The organism is Acinetobacter chinensis (assembly GCF_002165375.2).
Lineage (GTDB): Bacteria > Pseudomonadota > Gammaproteobacteria > Pseudomonadales > Moraxellaceae > Acinetobacter > Acinetobacter chinensis.
Genome location: NZ_CP032134.1, coordinates 2,366,718 through 2,387,848, shown reverse-complemented (window position 1 = coordinate 2,387,848; position 21,131 = coordinate 2,366,718). Strand labels below are relative to the sequence as shown.

Genomic DNA, 21,131 nt, shown 5'->3' with positions numbered 1-21,131 from the left:
ACTTGCATCATTATGGTGCAACATTTACCCAGTGGGGGGTATCAAAAAATTCAGAAATGGGTCTCAGCGGACACCGCCCCCTTATCTCACGTGTAAAAAAATTCCTGTTTTGAGCGAAAGTAAATAAACATTTTCTGAAAAATCATAAATTTAGATAAATCTGATCGGAAGTCAGGTTGGGTGGGTAAAAAGATGGCTTTGACTGACAACATGAAGGCATTCGCTCAGGCCAAAGTGCAGGGCAAGTCAAATAAAGATGCGGCTCTGGCTGCAGGCTATTCTGAGAAGTCGGCAGGGGCAAAAGGCAGTCAGCTTGCGAAAAATCCTGAGGTTATTGCCTATCTGGCTGCGCTGTTAAATCAAGGGGGAGAGGGGGCGGCCGCTTTTGAGTCTATGCCTTTGGGTGAAGCTGCAATACAAGCAGACATTAAAGAGATGGAGAGTGTAACAAACTCTTTAGAATATTTGCGATCAATTTACAAGAACTCAAGACTAGACAGAAAGGTTCGAATTGAGGCTGCTAAAGCTGCCTTACCCTACGAATTTGGTAGGGTTCAAGAGACTGGTAAGAAGGAAGGTAAAAAAGAGAAAGCGGAAGTTGCTTCAAAGCACGGCAGATTTGCAACACTTGAAAATCAGATGAGAAGTTAATATGGATTCTGCAATCTTAAACTGGACAACGGCTTGTCCAGATTGGGAGGAGCGTATTGTCAAAGGACGCTCGTTAATCCCATGCAAGCCACTCTATCAAGATGTTGCTGATGTGGCGTTAAAAGCATTTAATGCACTGAAGGTTGTAGATGTGATGGATTCCCCAGAAATGGGAGGGATAGTGCGCGATTGGGTTACTGAATTTGTTGCTGTAATTTTTGGAGCTTATAACACATCAACAAGGCGACGATTGATTAATGAGTATTTTTTGCTAATCCCCAAAAAGAATACTAAATCAACTATTGCGGCATTTATTATGCTGACAGCGTTTATCTTAAATAGTCGCCGATCTGCGGAGCTTATTATTTTAGCACCGACGAAAGAAGTAGCTGAAAACTCATTCAATCCAATTCGTGATGCAATTGAAGCCGATCCAGAGCTGAACGAGATGATGAACATCTCTGCACACACTAAAACCATTACTCATATCGGAACGAATGCAATACTTAAGGTGGTTGCAGCTGATGATAAATCTACAGGTGGTAAAAAAGCATCCTGGGTTTTAGTGGATGAGCTGCATTTATTTCAAACAATGTCGGATGCTGCTTCCATGTTTCGTGAAGCAACTGGAGGGTTGGCATCACGTACAGAAGGATGTTTGTTATGGTTGTCAACTCAATCAAAAGAGCCGCCTTGCGGGGTTTTTAAAAGCAAGCTTGATTATGCTCGAGATGTTCGTGATGGAAAAATCATTGACAAAAAGTTTTTACCTTTAATCTATGAATTCCCTCAATCAATGATTGATTCAGAGGAGTATAAAGACCCCGAAAATTTCCACATACCAAACCCCAATTATGGTGCTTCTGTTGATATTGAGCAGCTTAATGATGACTACAATAAGTCAAAGTATGCGGGTGAGGATGATGTAAAAGATTTTTTTGCAAAGCGACTCAATGTGCAAATAGGTATGAATTTGCGTGCCAATCGCTGGGCTGGGGCTGACTTTTGGGAGGAAAAAGAAAGAGCATTTGATCTTGAGTATCTCATTGGGAATTCAGAGTGCATAACTATTGGTTTTGATGGTGGTGGTCTTGATGACTTATTTAGTATGTATGTTATCGGACGCGACAAACACTACAGATCATTGTGGCGTGGTTGGTCGAGGTCGTGGCTACACCCCATCGCAATGGATCGCCGCAAAAGTAGTAAGCAACTGATGGAAGATTTTGCTAGGAAAGGTGATTTGGTAATTGTCGAGACCATCGGAGAAGATGTTAGTCAAGCTGGGGAAATTGCAAAACGTATTTTTGATACTGGGAAAATGCCAGAGCAAGGATTTGGCTTGGATCAACTTGGTATGCCATCGCTTTTAGATGGTCTGCTAGCTGCTGGAATACCACAAGAGTCTATGGTTGCTGTCCCACAAGGGTATAAATTATCAGGTTATGCAACCACTGCTGAGAGGAAATTGGCGGACGGTACGTTTATTCCCGCTGAACAAGGCTTGGTTAAGTGGGCTGTAAGCAATGCTAAGGGGAAGATGTCAGGTAATGCCTTGATGATTACTAAGCAGGAATCAGGAAAAGGGAAAATTGACCCTGTAATTGCTATGTTTAATGCAATTGCACTGATGTCTGTTAATCCAGAGGCAGCTGCGCAAAGTCTTGGGGTGTATTTTGTATGAACAGAATTAAAAGAATTCAGAGTGAAATTGATCAGTGTAAAAATGATCGGCATCACCTGGGAGCCTGCACGACATCAGGCAAATCGGATGAAGAAATCGCTCACATTGATGAGCGATTTTTTTTGGCTTGTGAAAAGTTTGAAGCGCTGAAAGCGGGGCTTGAACGTAGTAGAAAATAGGAGTTTTCAGATATGAATCAGGCTTACAGCTTGCTCACAATCAAATCTATTGATGAAGAAAAGGGGATGATTTATGGCATTGCTACAACACCTGCAACTGATCGGGTAGATGACATTGTTGAGCCACACGGTGCGAAGTTTACATTGCCAGTACCTTTTTTGTGGCAACACAATGACCAGAAACCGGTGGGGAATGTGGTACAGGCAGAAGTCAAGGCAGATGGAATCCATGTTGGAATTCAGATGGTGCTTGCAGATCAGGTTCAGTCGGCAGAACTGAAAGAACGACTTTTGCTGGCATGGGACAGTATCAAAACAGGCCTTGTTCGTGGGCTTTCTATTCGCCTACGGGGTCTTAAAGTTGCAGATATTCAGAACAGCTGGGGGCTTCATTTCTTCGAATGGGAGTGGTTGGAGCTATCTGCTGTGACTATTCCTGCGAATCAGGAGGCAACGATCACAGGTGTGAAGTCTCTTTATGCAGCGCAGGTCAGCAAATCAAACAATGACCCTGAAAACAAATCTGTGCAACAGCCTGAATCTGGGCTGCAACACACAATTCCAAAATCTGTTCAGCCGCCAAAAGTTGGTGGTGTTGAATTGATCAAAGCACCAAAATTTAAAACTACTGGAGTGAAATTCGTATGACTTTACAAGAGCATATTGACGCGGTTAAGGCGACGATCAAAGATCGTAAAAAGAAAATGTCAGATATTATGACAAAGTCTGCGGGAGCGGGTGGTACGCCTGAGGGTGAAGATGAAGCCACTATTCAGGGACTTGAAACTGAAATTAAAAACCTGGAAAGTAATCTCGGACGACTGAATATGTTGCAGTCAAGTCAGGCAGAATGGGATGAAAGTGCTGTACCTGTTGCGGGTGATACTGCTCAGAAGGGTCTGGATACAAATCAGGGTAAACCGCCTGTAGTGACGACTGAAAGCAATATTCCGAAGGGTATTGGTTTTGCAATGCTGGTGAAATCACTTGCCTTTGCTGCACACTCAAAAGGGGCAGTCACAGCAGACACTGTGCTGAAAAGCTGGAACGCGCCAGAATCTGTACAGAAAGCACTAACGCAAAAAGCCCTTATTGGAACGACGACTGATCCAGCTTTTGCGGCATCTTTGGTTGAACTGAATACTATGACGGGTGAATTTATTGAACTGCTGCGCGGTAAAACAGCGGTGGATAAAATTGCCCCGCGTATGCGCCAGGTGCCGTTCAATATCAAAGTGCCTTCGCAGACTGGTGCGTCTACCGTGGGTTGGGTCGGTGAAAAGAAAACTAAACCGGTGACAAATCCGACCTTCGGAAATATGACGCTGACTAAATCTAAAGTGGCAGGCATTGTGCTGTTGTCAGATGAATTGATTCGATTTTCTAATCCAAAAGCAGACCAGCTTGTGCTTGATGACCTGTTGAAATCTACAGCGACGTTTATTGACGGTCAGTTCTTTGACCCAAGTAAAGCTGAAGCGGAAGACAGCCCTGCATCAGTTTTACACGGTGTGACAGCGGTTACATCCACCGGCACAGATGGTGCAGCTATTGAAGCTGACCTTGCGAAAGTAATTCAGGGTGTGCTTGATGCAGGCCTGACACTTGATGGTGCTACTTGGGTAACGTCTGAAACACGTGCTGCACAGCTCAGCATTTTGCGTGATGCACTGGGTAAAAAGTACTTTGAAGGCATGAACCTGAATGGTGCTAAAGAGCTGTTGACCTTGCCTGTTGAAATTTCAGCGGCATGTACAGACAAAATCGTGCTGGTGTTGCCAGGTCAGATCCTGTTGGCAGATGATGACAGCATGGACTTTGCAATCAGCTCTGAAGCGACTATCAATATGGGAACAGACCTTGCACCTGAATGGGTGAATCTGTATCAGAATAACCTGATGGCTATCCGTGCTGAACGATTCATTCGCTGGAAAGCACGCGGAAAAGCTGCAGGTTATGTGAAGTTTGCATAACTGCCCGACAAATAAAAAGCCCCGATTATGGGGCTTTTTTTATAGGTAATGAACATGCCAAAAGTGAAATATTTAAAGGATTTGTGCTCAGGGCGTGCAGGCACTGTACGTGAACTTCGTCAGTATGAAGTCAATGTACTGTTAAAGTTGAAAGCTGTTGAACTGATTGATCTGGATGGTGGGACAGCAGCAACTGAAGCACAGGCAGCAGCAACTGAAGCACATCTTCTGGATTTGCCTGAGTCGGTTTTGCGAAATTTAAATGGTACGCCTGTGGTTGGCGATTTTGGTGATATCGCATTAAAAACCGAACAAAAGGACATTATTCCTGCACCTGCAGGGCGTAAAAACAGCAAAAAATAGGTGAAATTATGGGTCTTTTCAGCAATATATTTCGCCAGAAGTCCCTTACACCTGTTCAGGGTGGGGGCGGTTGGACACGTATATTTGAGCCGTTTATGGGGGCATGGCAGCAAAATATTGAGCTGAATAAAGAGGATCTGCTTTCATTTCATGCTGTGTTTGCCTGTATTTCAATAGTTTCAAAAGATATCGGAAAGCTGCCGCTTGAGTTGAGAAAAAAAGAAAATGGAGTCTGGGTTAAAGTAACTGATGAACAGTTCCCTTTTTTTGAAAAACCTAACCACTTTCAGACTATGCAGCAATTCCTGGAGTTTTGGGCAATATCAAAGCATACACGTGGTAACACGTATGTTTTAAAACTCAGAAATGCATTCGGCAAGATTGAACAGCTGATTGTACTGAACGCTGACAACGTTACACCGCTGATCAGTGAAGCAGGCGGAATATTTTATAAAATTGGGATAGATCGGCTGGCAGGACAGTCTGAAAGTGTGATTCTGCCAGCATCTGAAATTATTCATGACCGCTGGAACTGTTTATATCATCCACTTGTGGGAATCAGCCCTATTGTTGCCTGTGGTCTGTCGGCAAGTCAGGGTGTGGCCATTCAGAAATTCAGTGCAAAATTCTTTCAGAACAGTGGTAGACCGGGTGGAATTTTAACTGCTCCAGGGAAAATTGATGAAGCTGATGCAGCAAAAATTAAATCTGGGTGGGAAGAAAATTATTCTGGTGCGAATGTTGGGAAAACAGCAGTCATTGGAGGAGATGTTCGATATATCGCACTGAGTATGCCTGCGGCTGATGCTCAGATGATTGAGCAGCATAAGTGGTCTGCTGAAATCTGTTGTTCAGTTTTCAATGTACCCTCCTGGAAAGTGGGGATTGGCAATATTCCACAAGGTCAAAAAGTTGAAGACATGGAGCGGATCTACTTAAACAGCTGTCTTCAAAGTCCAATTGAAGCGATTGAAAACTGTCTGGATGATGCGTTTGGGCTTAAAAAACTGGGCTATGAAGTGTTTATGGACCTTTCAACTTTACTTCGCATGGATGCTATGTCGCAAATGAATTATTACGTTGCAGGGGTTAAGGGTAGCTTGCTGACTCCAAATGAGGGTCGTTTAGCATTGAATTTTAAACCGCTTGCAGGTGGTGATTCTATTTATATTCAGCAGCAGAATTATTCGCTTGAAGCGATTTCAAAGCGTGATGCAAAAGATGACCCTTTTGCAGGAAGTTCCGCAAAAAAAGGAGATGATGATGGCGCTGACGGCAAGTGATGTGGCACGTCATCTGCGTTATGACGATGAAGACATTGTGGATCAGGATCTGCAGTCTATTCTGGACAGTGCTGAGCAGGCTGTTAAAGACCATGTTCTGACAAAATATGATGCTGAAAATAAGATTCAGCAGCGGGCGATTTTGATGATGTGCGGGTACTTTGATGAGCACCGTGGTGTAAGTAAAGATACTCCTTCAAATGATGGGTTTTTGCCGCAGCCGGTGAAAGATATTCTGATGCGTTATTACACGCCATTGGTGATGTGAGGTATTTATGATTACTGCGACAGAAGCATTGGTGCGATCAACGCCAATTCCAACGCTGGCAGAGATGATGGAACTGGCAGATGAAAGAGTTAATCGTGCTGTATCTGAAAAGATAGAGAGTTGTGTAGTTCTTTTTTCAAAAAACAGATATGAGCGGGTTGATATCCGAAATTTTATAAATGCTGTTTCAGATGGAGGTTATTGCGTTACCTGTGATTTTTATAACCCTTCAGATAATTGGATAGTAGAACTTAAGTGGTGATCCAATGGATGAATTTATAACCTGGGTCAGGCTTCAGCCACAGTATAAAAATCTCATTTTTATACATGGTGAGCGTCTGTTTATAAGGCGTGACGGTATGTTTGAAGTACCTGCAATTGAGCTTGCATGGCAAGCGTGGCAGTCCTGAATGATTAACTGTAATGGATGTGAGAAAAGACGTGAATGGATCAGACAACAGCATGAGCGATCAAAGCTCAGAATGCAAAAACTGTTGCGGAAACTTAATGCATCAGCTTTTGAAAACAATGGAAAGTCAGAATCAGCTGATGGTTCAGATCATCAATCAGAACACAGAAATCATGGCTGAGTTTACAGAACGTGCTGAAGATGAAAATGATGCTCTTATACGTTCCTGTCGATCACTGGATGATTAAATATGGGCTACATAGCAAATGAACTGCGGCACAGAGTTCAGATTCAGCACTTTGTTGAACAGCGGGATGGGTTCAATAATGTAACTTCAAAAGAATGGGAAACTTATAAAACCCTCTGGGGAAAAATAAGCAGTTTTTCAGGTAAAGATCTAATAGCAGCTCAGGCTGCTGGGTCGCAGATGACAGCTCGTTTGAAATTGCGTAAACGTTCTGACATTACGACGGAAATGCGGGTTCTGCATGGTGAAGTGATCTATCAGATTGTTTCCCCGCCACAGCCTGATGACATAAACGGTAATATTTACATGACAGTGATGTTATCGGTGACTGAATAGCAGGGGTGGCAATGAGTGCAGTCAGTTTTGAGTTACAGGGTGTCGATGAGCTTACACGGAAACTGAACTCATTGTCTGATGTCAGAAAAGTTCGCAATGCAGCAAAACGGTCTTTGAGAAAAGGAACCAACATTGTAAAAGATGCTGCAAAGCAGAATGCGCTTCAGATTGATGATGAAAATACACGTGAAGCAATCTGGAAAAACATAGATTCAAGAGAGGGTCGGACAAGGTCTCTGAACTATATTGTGATGAAGATCGGTGTTCGTGGTGGTGCAGCAACCAATAAGCACAGTAAAGAAATTATTTTTAAGGAACGTCGTAAAAAAGGTGCAGCAAAACAGGTTGTCAATTCAGATAAGATTGCACTGGCGGGTGGCGATACCCGTTACTGGCGTCTGGTAGAGTTCGGATCTGTACATAATGTACCGATTCCATTTATGCGAAATGCACTTTCTAAGAACATTCAACAGGTATCAACGACATTTGTTTCTGCATTCAATGTGGAAGTGGATAAATTAATTGCAGGTGCTGTATGAATATATTGCCAGTTTTTCAGACGCTATTTGTAGATCCTGTTGTGGCTGGATTTTTGGGTCGTAAGATTTATGAAGATATTGCCCCCAAGGGCACAGAGTTTCCCTATGCGGTTTGGTCAACGACTACGGCACTGCCTGAACACAGCCTGGACTGCTCGCCTCAGATTGATCAGATCGGTTTTCAGCTGGTTGTTTATGATGTGGATGCAACACGGGCATCTGACATACGCAAAGCAATCTGCAAGGTACTTGATCCGTTGTGTACAGTGACCAGTGCACACCCGAATCATTATGAGCGTATCGGGGATACAGATATTTTTGGCCGTGGTTTTGATGCGAACTGGTGGATGGATCGGTAAAACCCAGTGAAACGAAACCATTATGCAGATATTGGAAATAAGCAAAAGTTCATATAAATATTAAGTTAACTTAGATATTTGTCTTATGTTGATTTTTTGGTCTAAGTTTGTTGACAATTTTTTATGCTGTGGTATTTTTTCCATATCTGAACAAAGATTAATTTTTGTTCATTTTATTCTTTAATACACCGTAAAGACCAATCAAATGGTCTTTTTTTGCAGATTTTGTTTATGTATGTAGTTTTATGTACATATCCATTATTCAGCAATAATTTCTAGTTATTGTTTAAGTATCTAGAACCTCAAATGGGGAAACAAATGGAAAATATTATTCGTCACTTATCAAACATGTTTGATGGAGCGGGTGTAATATTAGAAGCTCCACATAAGCAGCGTAAATATAAACGTGTTACCAATGGCTTCCGTCAAGACCAAGTAAATTTGCGTAATGACGTCCATGCTGTCGGTAATGACATTCAAAGTAAAGCACGGGAGGCCTATGGCCGCTAATAAACGGACGGCTGTTGGCGCACGTAATGGTAAAGGTGAGGAACTTCAAGTTCATCACCAAGAGTCTGATACCCCAATTGTCTATACCAATGAACTTGAAAAATTGCATTCTTTTCGACCAGATTTAGTCGATTGGGTTGTAATGATGACAACAGAAGAGGCTGTCGAAAGACGTAAGCAAACAAGCCGAACAAATAAGTTCATTTTTGCTGAGAGAATTTTAGGACAGCTTTTCGCAGGTGCAATTGGTATTTGCGGTATTATTGGTGGTGGTTATGTCGCATTAAATGGTGCACCAGGTGCAGGCGGTACAATTGCCACTGTTACCATTGGAACCTTAGCAGTTGCTTTTATTTTTAAAAAATAAATATTTTGCCTGACTAAAAACCCTGCTCCTGCAGGGTTTTTTATATTGAAAATATTAACTAAACTTTGTTTTTACCATAAAAATTAAGTAAACTTAGATTTAGCATAGAAAATTGACTTTGGAACTGAACAGAGCTAATGTAATCATGCATCAGCAAAATCTGATGCTTGGGTTGGACTCCAATTAATTTCACAAGGTCAATATTGACCGCATTCGCGGTTTTTTATTGCCTATAGCTTTCTGCACTCTGCAGATAGCGCCTGCTATGGCGGGTTGGGTAGGAGCACTTCGGTGCGCCAGAACCTTGTGACTGGTAAGTCCAATTCTACTCAATCCGCCACCCAAATTGCTTGGACTCAGTTTTGGTGGTGAACATTCCGATATCACAAGGAGTATTCATCATGAATACACGTATTTCTGCATCTCAAAATCAAGTAATCCGTTTTAAAAAAATTCCTGTTGTGACGACAGCACAGCTTGCAGAGTTCTATGGCACTGAACAGATTAATATTAAGCAAAACTTTTCTCGTAACCTTGATCGTTTCGTAGAGGGTAAACATTATTTTAAGCTGGAAGGTTTGGAGTTAAAGGAATTCAAGAACATGGTGACTAATTGTCACCATGTTCCGAAAAGGACAGCACGGTTAATTCTCTGGACAGAACGTGGTGCAGCTCGACATGCTAAAATGCTGGATACAGATCATGCATGGGATGTGTTTGAGCGTTTAGAAGACAGTTATTTTAAACAGGCTGTATCAGTTCCTCCACAACCTGCAGCTCTGCCACTGGGTCAGAACAATGTCTATCTGCCCAACAAAGTCGGCAGATTTTTTGTTGAAAATAAACAGGATGGGACTGTAATCATACGTGATGCAAATAAAGTGACTGTTGTGCGTCGCAGAGATATGGATGTGGTTAAAAAAGACTGCCAGACCATACGGCAGGAACTGGAACTGTTTTTGAGACAGATTGAAAAAATGGAAAATTCCCTCGCGGTGGATGATGAACTGTTGCCCATGATGGGCAAGCTGAACTGGCGCGGTGTCTGACAAAATATTTTACTTAAACTGAACCCTGCATTGTTGCAGGGTTTTTTTATGCCTGAAAAAAGGAGTAGTAACTCATGGCGAAAAAAGGCGTTCTCGGAAATGGTACTCAAGTATGGATTTTACATGGGACAGTACCAACTCTGACAAAAATGGCGTGTATTTCAGAGCTGGTTTTTGGCGATGACAGTGCTGCTGAAGTGGACAATACCTGTCTCGAAGAGACAGAAGTCCGAACCAATGATTATGGGCTGAGTACGCCAGGCGAAGGCAGTCTGAAAATCAACACTGACCCTAACAATGCTACACATATCACCCTGCTGGATCTCGCAGAGCGTAAAGAGCTGGTCGGAATCTATGCCGGCTGGGGTGATGGTGTCGGTGTACCGACCCTGACGGGTAGTACGGTGGATCTGCCTGAGGACCGAACCTGGTCCTGGTGTACTGCCATTTTGCGTAAAAACTCAGTCGTTGTGGGGCTGGATGCACTGAACAATCATACGATTCCGTTCAAGCGGCAGTCAAAAGTTACAGATGAATTTAAGGTAGATCCATGATATGGCAAAACTTACATTTGGAGCTGCAAAGTCAGCAGTTGGGGTTGGTTGTTTTATTGAAAAGACCATCAAGTTCCGCGACGCAGATGGTGGGGAATTTGAGGGAGAAATTCTTGTAAAACGATTATCCCATGATGAAATAGTTACAGCAGCTGATGTCTGGGGGCTAAAGGATAAACAGTCGGTAACGATAGATCAGATTACAAAGGCTGTTATTTTTAAAGCTATTTTTTCTTCTGAAAATGAACACTTTTTTCCTACAGTGCAAAGTACAGGAGAGGTATCTTCAGAAATTGTGGATGCATTGTATCGTTTAGCTGATGAGGTTAATGATTTATCGGGAAAGGGTTGGATCTCGAAGCAGAAGATGAATTCTGGTGCGAACTCGTCATCAACGGAATCGGTGGAAGAACCATTGCAGAAGCCAGAAGAAACATGAGTCAGCCTGAGTTGAACAAATGGAGAGCCTACCGCAAAAGCAGAGGTTCTTTATTTGTTGGGCGCAGAGTGGAGCAGGGTTTTGGTAACTGGATGGCGCACTACACACGTTTTAAGGTCAAAGACCCTGAAAGCGTGGAAGCACTGTCCTTTATGCCACATGAAGACCAGCCTGAAACCAGTTTCGAGCAGGAACGTTTAAAAGCAATTAGAAAGAAATCGGCTTAGGTGGGTTTCTTTTTTAGTCAATAAGTTGCTATCTTGTTCAAAAATTCAAGTGGGAACAGGTATGGCGATTAATCCATGTAAAGAATGTGGTGGTCCAGTAAGCGATAAGGCTGAAAGTTGTCCGATGTGTGGTGCTAAACAAAAAGAAAAAACATCTTTACTGGCGTGGATTGGTTTGGTTTTATTAGTTTTATTAGGCATTGGAATGTGTGCTGATAATTCACTAAATGAAAAATCTTCACCTGCATCATCGGTTAAAACACAAACATCAGACCAGGCTGATGGTGTGTCTCTTCAGAATTGGAAGTATGAAACAATAAAAGATGAAATGCGTGGTATTGAATCTAAGTTTGCAACTGTTGTTAGCACAAATAAAGTAGATTTTGATTTTCCATATAGTGGGGGATCAAATTTAATGATTACTTTAAGAAAAAAAGGTAATGAAACTGATGTTATGGTTGCAATTTCTAAAGGGAATTTTTTATGTGGATTTAGTGGTTGTGAGGCTGCTTTTAAATTTGACAATGGTGATGTTCAGAGCATAACAATGTCAGACCCTGATAGTCATGCTCCTGACCTTATATTTGTTGCTTACGATAAAACAAAAAATAAGATTATTAAACAATTAAAAACCAGTAATAAATTGGTTGTTGAAGTTCCATTTTTTAAAGAGGGTAAAAAACAGTTTATCTTTGATGTTAGTGATTTGAAGTGGGATTAATTATTTTTCTTTAACTGTTATAAAAAACGCCCAAAGGGCGTTTTTTTATGCCTGGAGATTTTTATGAGCACTAAGCTCGGAACATTAACACTGGATTTGGTCACAAGAATTGGCAACTTTGTGGGACCAATTAAAGAAAGTGAAAAACAGGTCAAAACCAGTTTTGACAGTATGAAAAAAGATGTGATGGCTTATGGTGCTATTGCTGTATCGGGTGCAACAGCAGCAGGTGCAGCAGTATTTGTTATGGCAAAAAACTATGCAGAAGCAGCACAAGAGCTTAAAACATTTGCAGCCATTTCGAATGCGACAACACAAGAATTTCAGGCAATGTCAGCAGGTGCTGAAACTGTGGGGATCAGCCAGGAAAAACTGGGTGATCAGCTCAAAGACTTTAATGAAAAACTGGGAGAGTTTATTACCATTGGTTCAGGTGGTGCGGTTGATTTCTTTGAACAGATTGCAATAAAAACTGAAGGCAGTGCTGAGGGGGCACGTAAACTTGCGTTAGAGATGCAGAACTTATCTGGCCCAAAGGCACTTCAGTTATATGTTGATAAACTTGAGGAAGCAGGTGCTACTCAGCAGCAAATGTCTTTTTATCTGGAAAGCATGGCTTCTGATACGACCAACCTTATTCCATTACTTAAAAATGGAGGGGAGGGGTTCAAGTTCTGGTCAGATGCAGCTGAACGCTATGGCTTAATTATGGAAGATTCTGCAATTCAGAAAGCAGCTGAGTTTAAAGTTCAGCTAAAGCTATTGGATATGCAGGTTCAAGGGGCTAAAAATCAGTTCATTCAGGGGCTGATGCCTGCGCTTGTTTCTGTTGGTGATGTTATGACAGATGCAACCAAAGAAACAAATTTGATGGTGGAAGCTGGTGAAGATTTGGGAGCTGTTTTTAAGGGGGTAGCTGCAACGGGTATGGGGGTTTATGCTGTAATCAGGATGCTTTCAAATGCTATTGCAGGACTTTCATTCGATGCAATAAATGCCAAAAAAAATGTTGATTTGGCAGCTGAGGGTGGGAGTTGGGCAGACAAACTGCCCGGTGTAAAGTTTGCGCGAACTATTTTTACAGGTGCTGTAATGGCACGAGCACCAAATAGTGGTGTATCAATGGCGGCGGCTGATAATGCAAAGGTTATTGGTGATATGGGTACTTCAATCTCAACTTTATTCACTAATACCGTAAATGAAGCCACGGCAGCAATGGCGAAAATGCAAAGTGGTCAAACTGGAGTAATTAAAGGGTCGGATGAGTGGATTAAAAAACAGAATCAAGTCGCTAACTCAATAAAAGCTACAACAGATGCTTTGAAAGAACAGCAAGAGCGGGCACGGGATTCTATTTCATATGATTTCCTGGATGACTTCGCAAAGTTTGCTGAAGATTATAAACGTCAGGTCACTGAAATTGGTAAAGCGAATTTTGGGGTAGATGAGTCTGCTTACATGGCTAAAGCAAAAAGTCGCTATGAGTTCGCTGAAGAGATGTACCTTCGTCAGATCACGGAAGAAATAAACAGCTTTAAGTGGTCAGAAGAGGAGAAGTTGAAATATGCGTATGAAACACAACGAATAATGATCAATGAGTCTGGTAAATATAATACTGAGCTGAAAGAGTTGAAGCTCAAAGCGCTGGATGAGCAACATGCGATTGAACTGAGAAAAACTCAATGGCATATGCTTGAAATGCGTCAGACTTTGGAGGATTCAATAAAAGGTCTTTCTGGTGGTGCTGATGATATTTTTGCTAAAGCGACCATGACACCTAAAGAATACAGTCAGTGGTCTTTGAAAAATAATAAGGCAAATGCTCAGCTGGATCTGCAGAAAAACAGGAAATCGGTTGAGCAGAACATCATGACCAGTGATGTCTATTCGACTGATGATGAGCGTTATGAAGCATTACTGCAGGCACATGAAGAATATCTGACACAGAAAAATGCGCTGGATGTTCAGTATGATCAGCAGGTCAAAGAGCTGAATCAGAATCAGTTTGTTGCGCAGCTTGGCATGTGGGAAAACTTGCTCAGTCAGTCTCAGAACACTTTTGCTCAGTTGACGCAGTCAATTAAAGGTGCTGAGGGTGAAAGTTCGAGTGCATATAGAACCATGTTTGCTATGCAGCAGGGTTTTTCTATTGCATCTTCAACTGTCGCTGCATGGACGGCATACGCTCAGGCATTTGCTGATCCAAGTGCTATGACATTACCGCAAAAAATTGCAGGTGCAGTCAGTGTGATGTCAGCATTGGCTCCTGCATTAGCAACTGTTACCACTATTTCACTGGAGGGCATGGCACACAACGGTATAGATAATATTCCGAAGGAAGGCACCTGGTTACTGGATGGTGGGGAACGTGTACTGAATCCACAACAGAATAAGGATCTGACCAGCTATCTTGCGAATAAAAAACAGGATGGCATCAATATCACTATCAATAACAGTACAAATGCTAACGTCAGCGCTCGACAAAATGACGATGGTTCAGTCACGATTGATGTTGTGGAAAAGGCTGTTCGGCAGTCCTGGGGGCAATTGGCCAATCCTAATTCTTTTGAAAGCAAACAGTTGAAAGCCAACTTTGGAGTGAGAAGTGTTAAATGAACAGACTCGATTTATGCCCGCTGCAGGAGTCATACAGCGTGCAGTTCGGGTGTTCTGTCAGACGTGATGAACTTCCTGGAGGGTTTTCACGGTACTCGACTGTAACACCGTCGAAGCGACACAGCGTAGGTATTTCATTTGTACTGACTGAGCCTGATTTCAAGTATTTCAGAGCATTTTATTTGAACTGGCAGCGTAACCCGCTGCCTTTTTTAATGAAGTTGATTATTGAAAGCAGTGAGTACAAAGACTATGTCTGTCAGTTTGTAGCAGACAGCTTCAGTTTTAACGAGCTGAATGGAAAGCTGTTTAAAGTTTCTGCTCAGCTTGTTGTCGTGATCAGTCATGTTTCTGTGCTGACTTCAAAGATGTATCAATACTATGAGGTTGAGTCAATTCAGTCAGCTTTTACTGTTGATAACAGCATGCTGAATGAAGCAGTTAATACTGAAATTGATGCAATTAAAACAAATTTCACAGTCACAGATGCAAAGTATGTGTCTGAAATTGAATACAGAACTGAAAATTTTGGCAGTGAATCTATTGAATCAGCTTTCAAAGTTACAGATGCAAAATATATGTCTGAAATTGAATACAGAACTGAAAGTTTTGGCATTGAATCTGTTGAATCAGCTTTCAAAGTCACAGATGCAAAATACGTTCTTGAAGTTTCATACATTGAAGCTGAAAAACTTGTTGAAGCTGTTCAATCTAATTTCACTGTCACAGATGCAAAATATATTGAGGAAATATAATGAATTTTAAAGCAAAAGTTGAGGTTGGGGTTCGCTATAAATTTTTGATCAGCAATAAAAATGGCGAATTAAATTCTGAATCAGAGTGGTCAGATAACCTTTTTCTGGATGCAGGACTGGATATGATCGGCGGTCTGAATAACGCTGGAATGTCGCATTTGTGGGTTGGAACGGGTAATTCAGAACCGAAGCCAGGTGATACGACACTCCAAGCTCCACTTGCAACTACTGACAGTTTTTCAAATGAAATTACGGGTGTAAACACATCAACAGCACCATTTTATTACTATGCGCGACGTACTTATACATACGCCCTGGGAGCTGTTGTTGGGGATCTCTCAGAAACTGGGCTGGGTGATAATTTAGGAAGACTGTGCAGTCGTGCACTGATTAAAGACAGTGCGGGTGAGGCAACAACAATCACGATTTTAGACGATGAAATTCTGAGTTGCATTGTTGAATCCCGTGTCTATCCGAAAACAGGGTATGCGGGCAGTTTTAATTTACTGAATAAATTTGATGAAGTTATAAGCACACATACTGTCACTGGAAATGCAGTAATTGTGGCAAATGGTGTCGCATGGTATTTAGCGTCGGCAGGGTTTGATTATTCGCTATTGAGTGCAAAAGTAATGCAAAACACATGCAATCCATCAACGGTTTCATATCCAAATACCAGTGGTTCTGTGACTCAGAGAATGGGGCAGTCACGACCTGATTTAAGAACAGTGAAGGGTTTTTTTACACTTGCGTTGAGTGCAGGCAATGATTGGCCGCATAAAAGTTTCATGATCCCGGTTGGCGGATTATTGAGCATCACCAGTTCAGGTGCTGTAATCGGATTCAAGTATGATGTTGATCCGCCTGTTACAAAAAACAACCAGAAGTCACTGCGGTACGGTTTTGAGTTGAGCTGGGGGCGTTACACCGGAGCATAGATATGTTACCAGATTATAAATTATCCTCAGCCGCAATTTTCAGCGGCTTTTTAGTGCCCGACCGGGTCAATGATCTGATCGACTATGAATGGGGTGGACAGGACATTGCAGACACATCAAAGGGTCTGAAAGTCAAAGTTTGGAGTAGTGCGTATCAGGGCGGGGTTATCAGCATCACAGATGGTCAGATCAGTCATGATCTGCTGACTGTAGCAGATGTCACTCAGATCAGTTTTGCATTTAATCGAAACATGCGACCATTTGTCACGTATGTAGCTGCAGGCGTGGGGTGGTTGTGGTGGTATGACACAACTGTTTTATCGTATATCACTACAGAACTGGGTAATGCAGTTTCACCGCAGCTTGCGCTTGATGATCTGCGTGAGCATCAGTCTTCAAACTCAGACATCATTCTCGCGTATATACGTGACGATGTGCTGTACATGCGTCAGCAGCGGGACCGTTTTCAGATTGAATATGAGTTGGGACATGCAAAAGAACTGGTCCAGATTGGTATGACTAAAAACTACCGTTTTGCATTTGCGCTGAAAGTCATCAACGGCTTTAACACCTTTTTCGATGAAGCGATCATTTCACCGCATAATATTTCTGATGCTCGCTTCGATCATTTCAAGCTGTGTCCGCTTCAGAGTTCTTATGCAGTTGGGTTCGGCAACAGTGTGATTGCAACATCTGCAGTCTGCAATGATCTACATCGTGCAACTTTTGAGAATCTTGAAAATACAGTGACTGCAAATTTCAAACTGGATGCAGCTGACTATGATTATTTCACAGCATTTTATCGAGTCTGGCAGCATAAGCGAAAACCATTCACTGTTGATCTTGTAATAGATGAACGACCGCTCCAGCGTTACAAAGCCCATTTTGTTCCTGGTGGCATTTCAATGCAAAAGAGTGGCCGGATCTTCAGCGTCAGTACACAGCTGCACGTGCTCAATAATGATCTGAATACTGATGAAATCAGACAGCTTGCGGAGTCACGTAATGAATGAAGATATTGAAGCATTGCTCTACAGCACTCAGCCCGCTTTTCCTGTTGAGTGCATCGAAATATCACATAGTCTCTGGTCTGCACCGCTGCGTTATGTGACAAACATGGCAGATGGTGTCAGTGTGTTTCATGACAACACATACTTTAACTATGAGTACATGCAGTTACAGATCCAGCGATCTGGTGCGAGTAATGATCTTGATCAGTCGCTGACAATCACAGTCAGCGACCTGGGTACATCTGTTCCTGCTCTGATTGATCAGATTTTTGATGCTGATTCTCTTGAATATCCGAGTGTTTCATATCGAATTTACTCAAGTATTGATTTTACAAAACCGGTTCTGACGATTGAAAACCTGGGTATTACAGATCAGACATCAGATGAGCAGGGCACAACATTCAAAGCTGAAGCACAGAAACTGAATGTCAATGGCACTGGCAGACTGTTCACTATTGAGAATTTTCCGGGTTTAAAGGGGTTTTACTGATGATCCTGGATCTCTTTGAAAAACAGTACAACGTGCAGAATTATCACTGTGTTCATTTTGTGATTGAAGCAGCTCAGAAATTACTGGATCAGGATTATTCACAAAGCTTTATCGGATTGACTGCATCTCTGTCTGAAGCTGTACAGACATCACGACATACAGTGATCAGAAACAGACGTCTGAAAGAGCCGATCCATGGCTGTATTGTACTGATGACAAGCCTCACGGGTAGCAATCACGTGGGGCTTTTTTTTAACAATAAAATACTGCATCTCAACGATACCGGGGTGCAGTACATCACAATCAGAGCAATGCGCTCGCAGGTTTTGAGATTCAGATACTATGAGCCGATTACGAATTTATGAAGATCCGCTGGATGCTTCAAAGATTAATGTCATTCAGTCTGACAATGTGCTGAAAAGCTTTCTGTACTGCCGTGCAAAACATCCGCAGTCACGGATCTATAAAGGCAAGCCTTGCCCGGAAAATGACGTAACCCCGATTTGCAAGATGTCAGCACTTAAACTGCTGGATACAGATGAAAATGATGTATTTGAAGTCGTTTGTCATGCGGGAGAAGTGGCAACAATCATTGCTGTGGTTTCAGCAGTCGTATCCATTGGTACTGCAATCTGGACATATCTTGCAATGCCGGGTGCGCCAGAGCAGATTAACCGCTCTTCAAATAATGAACTGACAAACCGGGTCAATAAGCAACGACTGAATGGCCGTGTCGCTGACATTTATGGGCGTGTAAAGTCCATTCCTGATCTGATAGCACCACCGATTCTGTATTACAGAGAAGATGGCATTGAAGTTGAAGACTGTCTGATGTGTATCGGGCAGGGGCATTATGAAATTCAGGACATCAAAGATGGTGACACACTCGGGTCCACAATTGCCGGCTTTTCATCATCTGTGTATGCGCCTGGGCAGAGCCTGACAGGCGTGCCACAAATAAGAATCGGTGATGAATTTACTCAGCCGCCCTGTGTCGGAAAGAAATCATCAGCGATTACGGGTCAGTCGTTGGGACAGGCTTCTGAGTCAGTTATTGATACGGATCTTGAGGGTACGCTGATCCCGAAATACCCGAACCGGATATATTCCGCAAATGGAGGTCTGGATACGATTTTCACTGTTGGCGAGGCTGTCATTATTGATGCCGAAACCATTGGTGTAGCTGATGCATTGCTGTCAGGAAATGCAAATATTGAACTGGATGGAACGGTCACTATTGCAACTGCTCAGGATATTCATGAACCGCAGAAGTTCAGAAAAGTTCAGTTCAATACAATGCTGATTGAAGACACAATCAATGGATTTATTGATCTGGCGGGTGTTTACAGCATCAGCAGTATTGTGAAAACGGGCGCATTTGATTATGAAATTAAACTGTCAGATCAGTCAACAGTCAATCCGAACTGGTTACGCATGACTGAAGAGAACAGTGCAGCTGTTTCTGCTGTACTGACAGATAATGAAATGGCCATCGATCTTGCCGGTGAATATCCTTCAATACTGGCTGTAACACCAACGTATATTGAACTTGAAGTACCGTCGGCATTACAGCCGCAATGGGACAAGCTGCAGGGGCAGAGCATCACATCTGCAGACATTGATATTTCAAAACATAAGAGTGACTGGCAGGGCTGGTTTTATCTGAATCACAGCAATATTAAGCAGCTGATTTTCAATTTTTACTTTCCTCAAGGTATGTATTCTGTCGGCACCAATGGCAAGGTGTATGCATATAATGCAGTCTATTCGATCCAGTACCAGGAGGTTGTGAACGGATTACCGGCGGGGGCGGTTGAGTCATTCACTTATGCGGACTGGCGTGAATCTACTTCGTCATTTGGGCTTTCCAGGAAATTTGATCTGCCAAAAGCTTATGCTGAGGGTGTACGTTTCAGACTGAAAAAGGAAGTGGACGTCTATGTCAGAAAGAAAACTCAACGTGTTAATGATCTGAAAATCAAGTCAGTATATGCTTGCAGTCTGCTGCATGATTATCGTGATGCTGAAGCTACACTTATCAGATCTCAGACAGTGGCCACAGATGGTGCTTTGTCTGTCAAAGAGCGACTGTGGAACTGTATTGCGACACGCAAACTTTATACTTACAGAAGTGGTCAGCGTTCTGCTGAGCGTATTGCAACATCGAATTTTGCTGATATTGTCTGTGCGCTGACGACAGATCCGCAGGTCGGGAACCGCAGTATTGAAACACTTGATCTTGAAAATCTGTACAGCACTGCAGATGAAATTGATCAGTATTTTGGTGTGCCAATCGGATTCAATTACACATTTGATGATGCCAAAATTTCTTATGAAGAATCACTGGCCATTGTTGCCGGTGCTGTTTTCTGCGACGTGCGACGTGAATCGAACAGAGTGTATTTTGTTTTTGAGCGTCCGCAGGATTTTCCTGTTCTGTTGTTCAATCATCGGAACAAGCAGCCAGGATCTGAAAAGCGAACAGGTAAGTTTGGTGTCAGTCGTGACAATGACGGTATCAAGCTGAAATGGGTAAATCCCGCTGAAAGCTGGGCTGAATCAGAAATCAGTTTGCCGGATGACAAGATCACAAATGCAAAAAACATTGAAGTACGTGGCGTAACAAGTCGTGAGCATGCTCATCTGCTTGCACATAGAGCATGGAACAAGCTGCTGCATCAACGTCGATCATGTCAGTTTTCTGCATATCATGAAGCGGATCTGGTTACACGGAATGATCTGATCCTGGTTGCTAATGATACCCGGCCAATGGTGCTGAGTAGTGGTTCAGTCATTGAACAGGATGGACTGTATATCACACTTTCACAGCCATGCAGGCTAGGGGCCGGTGTTCATTATGTGCATTTGAATCTGCCCGGGCGGAAAGTTGATTCAATTCAGGTGACGCAGGGCAGTCATGATCGTGAACTGCTTCTCGCACGTGCGCCTGTTGCGCCGCTTGTGCTTGAATATGATGGCAATCTGAGCTGTTCACAGTACATCGTGACAACTGATTCAGATTTAAAGCGGGATCTTTTTTTAATTACTGATAAATCATCATCAAATGAGCTGACATGCATCAATTACAGTGATGCTTATTATGAAAATGATCATGATTTTGTTGTTTAGCCATTGCCCCGAAAGGGGCTTTTTTATTATCTGGA

The 21,131-nt window shown here is 42.5% G+C and carries 27 protein-coding genes and 1 pseudogene; all 28 read left to right on the top strand.

Annotated elements, in window-relative coordinates:
- The first annotated feature begins 192 nt into the window (after positions 1-192).
- The 28 genes and pseudogenes from CDG60_RS12315 to CDG60_RS12190 all read left to right on the top strand — a co-directional run bounded on the left by CDG60_RS12315 (position 193) and on the right by CDG60_RS12190 (position 21,096).
- The gene (locus tag CDG60_RS12315) at positions 193-651 is read left to right on the top strand and encodes a terminase small subunit (RefSeq protein WP_087511765.1); all 459 of its coding nucleotides are present in this window, start codon (positions 193-195) and stop codon (positions 649-651) included.
- A gap of 1 nt (position 652) precedes the next feature.
- On the top strand, positions 653-2,335 hold the full coding sequence (locus CDG60_RS12310; RefSeq protein ID WP_087511764.1) for a terminase large subunit: 1,683 nt from the start codon (positions 653-655) through the stop codon (positions 2,333-2,335).
- Entirely contained in the window at positions 2,332-2,514 is a 183-nt protein-coding gene (locus CDG60_RS12305) for a hypothetical protein (protein ID WP_087511763.1), read from the top strand. Before CDG60_RS12310 ends, CDG60_RS12305 begins: the two co-directional genes overlap by 4 nt.
- 12 nt (positions 2,515-2,526) lie before the next feature.
- Positions 2,527-3,162, top strand: a complete 636-nt coding sequence (locus tag CDG60_RS12300) for an HK97 family phage prohead protease (RefSeq protein WP_087511762.1) — start codon at positions 2,527-2,529, stop codon at positions 3,160-3,162.
- Entirely contained in the window at positions 3,159-4,487 is a 1,329-nt protein-coding gene (locus CDG60_RS12295; protein WP_087511761.1) for a phage major capsid protein, read from the top strand. Before CDG60_RS12300 ends, CDG60_RS12295 begins: the two co-directional genes overlap by 4 nt.
- Before the next feature lie 54 nt (positions 4,488-4,541).
- Complete coding sequence (locus CDG60_RS12290) at positions 4,542-4,850, top strand: hypothetical protein (protein ID WP_087511760.1); 309 nt, start codon at positions 4,542-4,544, stop codon at positions 4,848-4,850.
- An 8-nt stretch (positions 4,851-4,858) separates the two neighbouring features.
- Positions 4,859-6,133: a phage portal protein gene (locus CDG60_RS12285; protein WP_087511759.1), complete on the top strand. Its 1,275-nt coding sequence runs from the start codon at positions 4,859-4,861 to the stop codon at positions 6,131-6,133.
- Entirely contained in the window at positions 6,108-6,401 is a 294-nt protein-coding gene (locus CDG60_RS12280) for a head-tail connector protein (protein ID WP_227542876.1), read from the top strand. Before CDG60_RS12285 ends, CDG60_RS12280 begins: the two co-directional genes overlap by 26 nt.
- A gap of 7 nt (positions 6,402-6,408) precedes the next feature.
- Complete coding sequence (locus CDG60_RS12275; protein ID WP_087511757.1) at positions 6,409-6,663, top strand: hypothetical protein; 255 nt, start codon at positions 6,409-6,411, stop codon at positions 6,661-6,663.
- A gap of 4 nt (positions 6,664-6,667) precedes the next feature.
- On the top strand, positions 6,668-6,811 hold the full coding sequence (locus CDG60_RS18310; RefSeq protein ID WP_171405455.1) for a hypothetical protein: 144 nt from the start codon (positions 6,668-6,670) through the stop codon (positions 6,809-6,811).
- 97 nt (positions 6,812-6,908) lie between these two features.
- Positions 6,909-7,058, top strand: coding sequence for a hypothetical protein (locus CDG60_RS18215; RefSeq protein WP_160117043.1), 150 nt, complete (start codon positions 6,909-6,911; stop codon positions 7,056-7,058).
- 2 nt (positions 7,059-7,060) lie between these two features.
- Positions 7,061-7,393: a phage head closure protein gene (locus CDG60_RS12270; RefSeq protein WP_087511756.1), complete on the top strand. Its 333-nt coding sequence runs from the start codon at positions 7,061-7,063 to the stop codon at positions 7,391-7,393.
- An 11-nt stretch (positions 7,394-7,404) separates the two neighbouring features.
- A complete protein-coding gene (locus CDG60_RS12265; protein ID WP_087511755.1) occupies positions 7,405-7,932 on the top strand; it encodes an HK97-gp10 family putative phage morphogenesis protein in 528 nt (175 codons plus the stop codon).
- Positions 7,929-8,291, top strand: coding sequence for a DUF3168 domain-containing protein (gp17, locus tag CDG60_RS12260; RefSeq protein WP_087511754.1), 363 nt, complete (start codon positions 7,929-7,931; stop codon positions 8,289-8,291). Before CDG60_RS12265 ends, gp17 begins: the two co-directional genes overlap by 4 nt.
- A gap of 318 nt (positions 8,292-8,609) precedes the next feature.
- The gene (locus CDG60_RS12255; protein WP_087511753.1) at positions 8,610-8,801 is read left to right on the top strand and encodes a hypothetical protein; all 192 of its coding nucleotides are present in this window, start codon (positions 8,610-8,612) and stop codon (positions 8,799-8,801) included.
- Positions 8,791-9,168 carry a hypothetical protein gene (locus tag CDG60_RS12250; protein ID WP_087511752.1) on the top strand — a complete coding sequence of 126 codons (378 nt, stop codon included), beginning with the start codon at positions 8,791-8,793 and terminating at the stop codon, positions 9,166-9,168. Before CDG60_RS12255 ends, CDG60_RS12250 begins: the two co-directional genes overlap by 11 nt.
- A 380-nt stretch (positions 9,169-9,548) precedes the next feature.
- A pseudogene (locus tag CDG60_RS18550) lies at positions 9,549-9,911 on the top strand (ORF6N domain-containing protein); the annotation flags it as partial.
- 380 nt (positions 9,912-10,291) lie between these two features.
- Positions 10,292-10,771, top strand: coding sequence for a phage tail tube protein (locus CDG60_RS12240; RefSeq protein WP_087511750.1), 480 nt, complete (start codon positions 10,292-10,294; stop codon positions 10,769-10,771).
- 1 nt (position 10,772) lies between these two features.
- Positions 10,773-11,210 (top strand): hypothetical protein, encoded by a 438-nt coding sequence (locus tag CDG60_RS12235; RefSeq protein WP_087511749.1) that lies wholly within the window; start codon positions 10,773-10,775, stop codon positions 11,208-11,210.
- On the top strand, positions 11,207-11,437 hold the full coding sequence (locus CDG60_RS12230) for a hypothetical protein (protein ID WP_087511748.1): 231 nt from the start codon (positions 11,207-11,209) through the stop codon (positions 11,435-11,437). The genes CDG60_RS12235 and CDG60_RS12230 overlap by 4 nt, the downstream gene beginning before the upstream one ends.
- Positions 11,438-11,498: 61 nt before the next feature.
- Entirely contained in the window at positions 11,499-12,158 is a 660-nt protein-coding gene (locus CDG60_RS12225) for a hypothetical protein (RefSeq protein WP_227542875.1), read from the top strand.
- Positions 12,159-12,221: 63 nt separating this feature from the next.
- The gene (locus CDG60_RS12220; protein ID WP_087511747.1) at positions 12,222-14,774 is read left to right on the top strand and encodes a phage tail tape measure protein; all 2,553 of its coding nucleotides are present in this window, start codon (positions 12,222-12,224) and stop codon (positions 14,772-14,774) included.
- Complete coding sequence (locus CDG60_RS12215; RefSeq protein ID WP_087511746.1) at positions 14,771-15,529, top strand: hypothetical protein; 759 nt, start codon at positions 14,771-14,773, stop codon at positions 15,527-15,529. Before CDG60_RS12220 ends, CDG60_RS12215 begins: the two co-directional genes overlap by 4 nt.
- Positions 15,529-16,467: a hypothetical protein gene (locus CDG60_RS12210; RefSeq protein WP_087511745.1), complete on the top strand. Its 939-nt coding sequence runs from the start codon at positions 15,529-15,531 to the stop codon at positions 16,465-16,467. The genes CDG60_RS12215 and CDG60_RS12210 overlap by 1 nt, the downstream gene beginning before the upstream one ends.
- A gap of 2 nt (positions 16,468-16,469) precedes the next feature.
- On the top strand, positions 16,470-17,480 hold the full coding sequence (locus tag CDG60_RS12205; protein ID WP_087511744.1) for a hypothetical protein: 1,011 nt from the start codon (positions 16,470-16,472) through the stop codon (positions 17,478-17,480).
- Positions 17,473-17,967 carry a hypothetical protein gene (locus CDG60_RS12200; protein WP_087511743.1) on the top strand — a complete coding sequence of 165 codons (495 nt, stop codon included), beginning with the start codon at positions 17,473-17,475 and terminating at the stop codon, positions 17,965-17,967. Before CDG60_RS12205 ends, CDG60_RS12200 begins: the two co-directional genes overlap by 8 nt.
- Positions 17,967-18,332 (top strand): hypothetical protein, encoded by a 366-nt coding sequence (locus CDG60_RS12195; protein WP_087511742.1) that lies wholly within the window; start codon positions 17,967-17,969, stop codon positions 18,330-18,332. The genes CDG60_RS12200 and CDG60_RS12195 overlap by 1 nt, the downstream gene beginning before the upstream one ends.
- Positions 18,310-21,096 (top strand): host specificity factor TipJ family phage tail protein, encoded by a 2,787-nt coding sequence (locus tag CDG60_RS12190; protein ID WP_087511741.1) that lies wholly within the window; start codon positions 18,310-18,312, stop codon positions 21,094-21,096. The genes CDG60_RS12195 and CDG60_RS12190 overlap by 23 nt, the downstream gene beginning before the upstream one ends.
- The last annotated feature ends 35 nt before the right edge of the window (positions 21,097-21,131 follow it).

Bases quoted from the DNA above. Each gene is read 5' to 3' on its own strand.
- CDG60_RS12315 (WP_087511765.1), top strand. From the start codon at position 193: ATGGCTTTGACTGACAACATGAAGGCATTCGCTCAGGCCAAAGTGCAG.
- CDG60_RS12310 (WP_087511764.1), top strand. From the start codon at position 653: ATGGATTCTGCAATCTTAAACTGGACAACGGCTTGTCCAGATTGGGAG.
- CDG60_RS12305 (WP_087511763.1), top strand. From the start codon at position 2,332: ATGAACAGAATTAAAAGAATTCAGAGTGAAATTGATCAGTGTAAAAAT.
- CDG60_RS12300 (WP_087511762.1), top strand. From the start codon at position 2,527: ATGAATCAGGCTTACAGCTTGCTCACAATCAAATCTATTGATGAAGAA.
- CDG60_RS12295 (WP_087511761.1), top strand. From the start codon at position 3,159: ATGACTTTACAAGAGCATATTGACGCGGTTAAGGCGACGATCAAAGAT.
- CDG60_RS12290 (WP_087511760.1), top strand. From the start codon at position 4,542: ATGCCAAAAGTGAAATATTTAAAGGATTTGTGCTCAGGGCGTGCAGGC.
- CDG60_RS12285 (WP_087511759.1), top strand. From the start codon at position 4,859: ATGGGTCTTTTCAGCAATATATTTCGCCAGAAGTCCCTTACACCTGTT.
- CDG60_RS12280 (WP_227542876.1), top strand. From the start codon at position 6,108: ATGATGATGGCGCTGACGGCAAGTGATGTGGCACGTCATCTGCGTTAT.
- CDG60_RS12275 (WP_087511757.1), top strand. From the start codon at position 6,409: ATGATTACTGCGACAGAAGCATTGGTGCGATCAACGCCAATTCCAACG.
- CDG60_RS18310 (WP_171405455.1), top strand. From the start codon at position 6,668: ATGGATGAATTTATAACCTGGGTCAGGCTTCAGCCACAGTATAAAAAT.
- CDG60_RS18215 (WP_160117043.1), top strand. From the start codon at position 6,909: ATGCATCAGCTTTTGAAAACAATGGAAAGTCAGAATCAGCTGATGGTT.
- CDG60_RS12270 (WP_087511756.1), top strand. From the start codon at position 7,061: ATGGGCTACATAGCAAATGAACTGCGGCACAGAGTTCAGATTCAGCAC.
- CDG60_RS12265 (WP_087511755.1), top strand. From the start codon at position 7,405: ATGAGTGCAGTCAGTTTTGAGTTACAGGGTGTCGATGAGCTTACACGG.
- gp17 (WP_087511754.1), top strand. From the start codon at position 7,929: ATGAATATATTGCCAGTTTTTCAGACGCTATTTGTAGATCCTGTTGTG.
- CDG60_RS12255 (WP_087511753.1), top strand. From the start codon at position 8,610: ATGGAAAATATTATTCGTCACTTATCAAACATGTTTGATGGAGCGGGT.
- CDG60_RS12250 (WP_087511752.1), top strand. From the start codon at position 8,791: ATGGCCGCTAATAAACGGACGGCTGTTGGCGCACGTAATGGTAAAGGT.
- CDG60_RS12240 (WP_087511750.1), top strand. From the start codon at position 10,292: ATGGCGAAAAAAGGCGTTCTCGGAAATGGTACTCAAGTATGGATTTTA.
- CDG60_RS12235 (WP_087511749.1), top strand. From the start codon at position 10,773: ATGGCAAAACTTACATTTGGAGCTGCAAAGTCAGCAGTTGGGGTTGGT.
- CDG60_RS12230 (WP_087511748.1), top strand. From the start codon at position 11,207: ATGAGTCAGCCTGAGTTGAACAAATGGAGAGCCTACCGCAAAAGCAGA.
- CDG60_RS12225 (WP_227542875.1), top strand. From the start codon at position 11,499: ATGGCGATTAATCCATGTAAAGAATGTGGTGGTCCAGTAAGCGATAAG.
- CDG60_RS12220 (WP_087511747.1), top strand. From the start codon at position 12,222: ATGAGCACTAAGCTCGGAACATTAACACTGGATTTGGTCACAAGAATT.
- CDG60_RS12215 (WP_087511746.1), top strand. From the start codon at position 14,771: ATGAACAGACTCGATTTATGCCCGCTGCAGGAGTCATACAGCGTGCAG.
- CDG60_RS12210 (WP_087511745.1), top strand. From the start codon at position 15,529: ATGAATTTTAAAGCAAAAGTTGAGGTTGGGGTTCGCTATAAATTTTTG.
- CDG60_RS12205 (WP_087511744.1), top strand. From the start codon at position 16,470: ATGTTACCAGATTATAAATTATCCTCAGCCGCAATTTTCAGCGGCTTT.
- CDG60_RS12200 (WP_087511743.1), top strand. From the start codon at position 17,473: ATGAATGAAGATATTGAAGCATTGCTCTACAGCACTCAGCCCGCTTTT.
- CDG60_RS12195 (WP_087511742.1), top strand. From the start codon at position 17,967: ATGATCCTGGATCTCTTTGAAAAACAGTACAACGTGCAGAATTATCAC.
- CDG60_RS12190 (WP_087511741.1), top strand. From the start codon at position 18,310: ATGAGCCGATTACGAATTTATGAAGATCCGCTGGATGCTTCAAAGATT.